The sequence below is a fragment of the Rubellimicrobium mesophilum DSM 19309 genome (assembly GCF_000600335.2).
Classification (GTDB): domain Bacteria; phylum Pseudomonadota; class Alphaproteobacteria; order Rhodobacterales; family Rhodobacteraceae; genus Rubellimicrobium; species Rubellimicrobium mesophilum.
In genome coordinates, this window is the sequence record NZ_KK088538.1 from 1 (window position 1) to 3604 (window position 3604).

The window sequence follows — 3604 nt, forward strand, 5'->3', positions numbered from 1 at the left end:
AGCCAGTTCACCAGCACCGAGTTCATCAAGGTGCTGAAGGCGGCCGAGATCGCGATCAGCATGGATGGCAAGGGCGCCTGGCGTGACAACGTCTTCGTCGAGCGGCTCTGGCGAACGGTCAAATACGAGGAAGTCTACCTGCGAGCCTACACCGGGGTCTCCGAGGCCAGAGCCTCGATCAGCCGCTACTTTGGCTTCTACAACAGAACGAGGCCGCATTCATCGCTTGGCGGGCAGACGCCCGACCAAGCGTATGACCAGCCAATGCCAATCCCGGCGGCGGCGTAACCAACGCGGAGATCCACTTAGCGGAAGCCCGGAAGCTGTTCAGACAAACCGAGCCACCTCACAAGGCACGCCGTTGCGCGTGATTCAGGGTTTCGATAGGGCGGTCCATGCCTGGGCCAGGCCAAGTCACCGGGGCGCAGTCCTTGCCAACAAAGTAGGTTCCCAACCGCACCGAAGCCTGCAATACTCTGTGGGCTCGATCTACTCAGTGGCTTGATGCGGTGGGTAAGGTAGCAATTGTTGGCACCGGGTACGCAGCCGATCTCTATATGAGGTCACTTAGAGCCTATCCCGATATCACTGTCGCCAAGGCCTACGATACGAACGAAGCTCGCTTAGGCGCATTCAGTTCGTATTGGAACGTTCCGGCGGCGACGAGCCTTGATGACGCTCTCAATGACCGAGCCGGCTCCGTAGATCTGGTCCTCAATCTTACGAATCCACACTCCCATTTCGCTGTCAGCAAGCATTGCCTTGAGGCTGGGAGGTCCGTCTACTCCGAGAAGCCATTGGCGACCACCTTGGATCAGGCGTTGGATCTCCATGCCTTGGCCAAGGCCAAGGCTCTTCTCATCACCTCGGCTCCGTGCAGCGTGCTCGGGAAGGCGGCCCAGACGGCGTGGCTGGCCCTGAGAAATGGCGAAATCGGGAAGCCGCTACTTGTTTATGCGGAACTCGACGACGATTTCGTGCCGCTTGCGCCTTATGAGCGGTGGAAGAGCGAGTCCGGGGCACCGTGGCCGTACAGAGACGAGTTCAAGGTCGGATGCACTCTGGAGCATGCAGGATATTACCTTACGTGGCTGATGGCCATGTTTGGCAGTGTCAGAACAGTCGTGTCCTGCGCGGTCGAGGTGGTCCCGTGCAAGACTCCTGACGGCAGTGCGCCAGACTTCTCGAATGCCACGCTGGTCTTCGAATCCGGCGTGGTTGCGAGGCTGACATGCAGCATCGTTGCGCCGCATGACCATAGTCTGCGCGTCTTCGGCGACCGCGGCGTATTGGAAGTCGCTGAGTGCTGGAACAATGTTGCCCCGGTGCGGGTGCGCCGCCGCCATGTGATCCGGGGGAGGTTGATCAACAGTCCGATCGCGCGTCGCGTGATATTGCGCGGGCCCACTCATCCGATCGTCGGCCATCGACATGCCGCCTCGATGAATTTCGCTCTCGGACCGGCCGAGGTTCTCTCGGCGATCAAGACAGGGAGACCGAGCAGGCTGGACGCGGATTTCGCACTGCACCTCACGGAAGTTACCCTCGCCATCCAGAACTCGGGGACCTCGACGGGAGCGCAGAACATGATCACCACTTGCCCGGCAATGGATCCCATGCCGTGGGCAAAGTGCGGTAAGGTCGCGGGAGCGGTGCCTTGATGGGGCTGCGGTTGGGTGTCTTGGGTACGGGACGCATGGCTTCCACCATGATGGGTGCCGTCGCGAGCCTGCCCGCCCTGACCGTCGCTGGGGTTGCGTCGCCATCGGGCGGAGTCGAACGCGCCCAGAGCTTCGCAGCGTCCTTCGGGATCGGCCACGCCTATGGAGATGTCGAGTCACTGCTCGCCCGCGATGACATTGACATCGTGTATATCGCAACTGAGACGTCCTCTCATGCTCGCTTGAGCTTGGCCGCCCTGGAAGCAGGAAAATCGGTGCTATGCGAGAAGCCGTTCGCTTCGTCCTTTACGGAAGCGCGGTCGGTTGTGGAGGCCGCCCGCCGCAGCAAGAACCTGTTCATGGAGGCAGTCTGGACCCTGCTCCTACCTGCCTACGGGCAGGCGGAGGAAATCGTCGGGTCGGGGCGGATCGGCCGGCCTGCGCATTTGACCGCGTCCTTCGGCTATCCAGTGCCGCGAAGCGGTGCCCAAGTTGCCAGAGGCGGCGTTCTTCTCGACCGCGCGGTCTATCCTGTCTCGCTTGCGGTGAAGTTGCTCGGCCCCGTTCAATCCGTGGTCGCGGCGACGATCATCGGAGAGGAGGGGCAAGAGGATGCCCATGCCAGCTTGCAACTCGTTCATGCGTCGGGCGCTCACTCGCAACTCGCCGTTTCCGCTGCGGTGCTGCTATCCAATACTGCGGTCATTTCGGGGTCGGAGGGGTCGGTGACCCTCGAGGCGCCACTACTAGGGTCTGAGTGGATCACGATCAGACGTTCAATGGGGGCCTCGCAAGCGGGAGCTGTCGGGACTCCTCCGTTCAAGCAACGGCTGAAGATGAGATTGCGCTCCGTTCCTCTCGCTCGTCGGGTGCAACAGCGGCTATTCGATGGCCGACGTGAGCACCAATCCTATGGTGGAAGCCAGTATCGGCCGTTGCTTGATCACTTCGTGGCCCTCGTGGAGTCGGGAACGAAGGAGAGTGGCGTGGTGCCGCTGGATCTTTCGCTTGAGGTCGCCCGAGTCATCGATCAGGCGAGGACGATCGGAAACAGCTCTCGCGCTCAATCGGAGCTGATGCCGTAGGGGTCCGAAGTCTACGATATCGTGACCATTTGCGCCCGTGCCGCTCGCCATCATCGGGCTGTCGTCGAGGCCAGTCATGCATCTCGATGTCCAGTGACTTCTGTCGACCACCCATCATCGGCCGGCACGAGATAGCCTAGCACCGGTTCTGCCGTCGTCGGGCCGTGCCAAAGGAAGTCCGTCCTCGACGGCCCCCTTCTTGGCCTCATGAATGGCCTCCGTTGCAATGCTTGGTGACACCGAGCTCGTCCGGCTTGGGTCGTGTCCGGATGTGCTGCGGATCAGGCAAGGTCACCCAGAGTCCGGGCCGAGTGGACGAGGAACGCGCTGATCCGGCCGTCCAGGCCACCGTGCATGCAAGAATGGTGAGCGTCCGCACATCGCCTCTCCAGGCTTCGCGGGCACGTAGGGCAGGAACGACTGCAGGCCAGATGGCGGGCCCTTGGTCGGTTCCCTTCCTGCCTGAACCCAGCTTTCCTGACAGCATTAACCCGAGGTTCGAGCATCAAAGTTCTAAGTGGGCGACGATTGATATGATACGGTTAACGGTGTTCGGGCAAAGATGATCTGATCGGTATCCTCGAGAGGTGAAGTAGATGGTCCAAAGGTAGCGTCCACGGAGGTGGTGGACTTTCCGGTGTAGGCGGGGTGGCCATCGGGATGTGCGGCTAAGGTGGAGTTGTCCGACTTCACCCTGAGCCACGAGGACCCGATGACCGACGACAGGATGGCGCTGATGGAGGCGCTGCAAAAGGCCGATGATGGCAACTTTCTCCGCTCCCTCGCCGAGACGGTTCTCCAGATCCTCATGGAGGCCGACGTGGAGGGACTGATCGGAGCAGGACGATACGAGCGCAG

Annotated in this window: 3 protein-coding genes and 1 pseudogene; all 4 read left to right on the top strand. The window is 61.3% G+C overall.

Annotated features, from left to right (window positions below):
• Nucleotides 1–288 (top strand): integrase core domain-containing protein (locus tag RUMESO_RS02245; protein WP_037277784.1); only part of this gene is annotated, 288 nt, incomplete at its 5' end.
• A gap of 221 nt (nt 289–509) precedes the next feature.
• Nucleotides 510–1661, top strand: coding sequence for a Gfo/Idh/MocA family protein (locus RUMESO_RS02250; protein WP_156362628.1), 1152 nt, complete (start codon nt 510–512; stop codon nt 1659–1661).
• On the top strand, nt 1661–2746 hold the full coding sequence (locus RUMESO_RS02255) for a Gfo/Idh/MocA family protein (RefSeq protein ID WP_051520934.1): 1086 nt from the start codon (nt 1661–1663) through the stop codon (nt 2744–2746). Before RUMESO_RS02250 ends, RUMESO_RS02255 begins: the two co-directional genes overlap by 1 nt.
• A gap of 712 nt (nt 2747–3458) precedes the next feature.
• Nucleotides 3459–3604, top strand: a pseudogene (locus tag RUMESO_RS24855) (IS256 family transposase); the annotation flags it as partial.